Genomic DNA, 1,954 nt, shown 5'->3' with positions numbered 1-1,954 from the left:
TCATCGGCTTCCTCGGCGGTCTCATCACGGGCATCTCGCCCTGCATCCTCCCGGTCCTGCCGGTGATCTTCTTCTCCGGCGGGCTGGACAGCGCGCGGAGGGGGGCGCCGTCGTCCGCCCCGGCGTCGCCCGCCCCACGGGGCGACCTCGGCGGAGGGGCGCGGCAGGCGTCCCGCTGGCGCCCCTTCCAGGTCATCGGCGGGCTCGTGCTGAGCTTCAGCCTCGTGACCCTGCTGGGCTCGCTCGCGCTCTCGGCGCTCGGGCTGCCGCAGGATGTACTCCGCTGGGCCGGCATCGCCGTGCTCGCGGCGGTGGGGCTGGGGCTCATGATCCCGCGGGTCGAGGAGTGGCTCGAGAAGCCGTTCTCGTGGATCCCGCAGCGCCGCGTCGACGCCCGCCGGGGCGGGTTCGGGCTGGGGCTCGCGCTCGGGGCCGTGTTCGTCCCGTGCGCGGGGCCGGTGCTCGCGGCCATCACGGTCTCGGGCGCCACGGGACGGATCGGGCCCGAGACCGTGGCGCTCACCCTCGCGTTCGCGGTCGGGGTCTCGGTGCCGCTGCTGTTCTTCGCCCTGGCCGGCCGCGGCCTCGCGGAGCGGCTCAAGGCCTTCCGCAGGCGCCAGCGGGGCATCCGCCTCACAGCCGGCGCGCTCATGATCGCCCTCGCGGCGGGCCTCGCGCTCGACGTCCCGGCCACCCTCCAGCGCCTCATCCCCGACTACACGGCGTCCCTCCAGGACCAGCTGCGCCCCTCCGCGGGCACACCCCTGGACCTCGGCGGTCTCGTCACCGACGAGAACCGCGCGCTGTCCAACTGCACCCAGGGCGCCACCTCGCTGCAGGACTGCGGCCCCGCGCCCGCCCTGCGCGACGCGACGGCCTGGATCGGCTCGCAGCCCCTGGACCTGAAGAGCCTGCGCGGCAAGGTGGTCCTCATCGACTTCTGGGCCTACTCGTGCATCAACTGCCAGCGCTCCCTGCCGCACATCGTCCAGCTCAATGACGCCTACAAGTCCGCCGGGCTCGAGGTCATCGGCATCCACACCCCCGAGTACGCCTTCGAGCGCGAGCAGCGCAACGTCGAGGCCGGGGTGAAGGAGCACGGCATCGACTACCCCGTGGCGATGGACAACTCCTACGCGACCTGGACCGCGTACCGGAACCGCTTCTGGCCGGCCCAGTACCTCATCGACGCCAACGGCACGGTGCGGCACATCCAGCAGGGCGAGGGCGGCTACCAGACCACCGAGGCCCTCGTGCGGCAGCTGCTCACCGACGCCCACCCCGGCATCGCGCTCCCCCAGCCCGTCGAGTCGGCCGGCACCGCCGTCGCGGCCGGGACCACCCCGGAGACCTTCCTCGGGGTGGCCAAGCAGAACGCCTACGCCGGCCCCGGGGCGTACCGCGCGGGCCCCGGCACCTTCTCCTTCCCCGCCCAGCAGCGCCCGGGCTCGTTCGCGCTCTCCGGGCCGTGGACGCTCGACTCCCAGCGGATCACCGCGGGCTCCGCGCACGACGCCGGCCCCTCGCCCGCCGCCGCCGGTTCGCCTACCGGAGAGCCGTCCGTGCGGCTGGACTTCACCGCCAAGCAGGTCCAGGCCGTGGTGGGCGGCACTGGGAAGCTCACGGTCAGGGGACCGGACGGCCAGCGCACCGTCGAGGTGGGCGGCACCCCGCGCTCGTACGTCCTCCTCGACGGGGACCAGCAGCGCTCCGGGACCCTCGAGGTCGAGGCGAGCCCCGGCGTCGAGCTCTACTCGTTCACGTTCGGGTAGGAATCCGGGGAGGAAGGAGTGCGCCCCTTCTTGCGCATGGCGGTGGCCCAGAGGCGGCCGGCGCGGTAGGAGGAGCGCACGAGGGGTCCGCTCATGACGCCGAGGAAGCCGATCTCCTCGGCCTCCTGGGACAGCTCGACGAACTCCTCGGGCTTGACCCAGCGCTCCACGGGGTGGTGGCG

Annotated in this window: 1 protein-coding gene and 1 pseudogene; one reads left to right on the top strand and one right to left on the bottom strand. The window is 73.7% G+C overall.

Features of this window, described 5'->3' with window-relative positions; genetic code table 11:
• Nucleotides 1–2: 2 nt before the first annotated feature.
• Nucleotides 3–1,772, top strand: a complete 1,770-nt coding sequence (locus ACVWWH_RS20120; RefSeq protein WP_457317795.1) for a redoxin domain-containing protein — start codon at nt 3–5, stop codon at nt 1,770–1,772.
• Here ACVWWH_RS20120 and ACVWWH_RS20115 read toward each other — a convergent pair.
• A pseudogene (locus ACVWWH_RS20115) lies at nt 1,751–1,954 on the bottom strand (hypothetical protein); the annotation flags it as partial. The gene ACVWWH_RS20120 and the pseudogene ACVWWH_RS20115 sit on opposite strands and share 22 nt — an antisense overlap.

Source organism: Sinomonas sp. RB5, from assembly GCF_054063535.1.
This window is presented reverse-complemented; position numbering and strand designations above follow the sequence as displayed.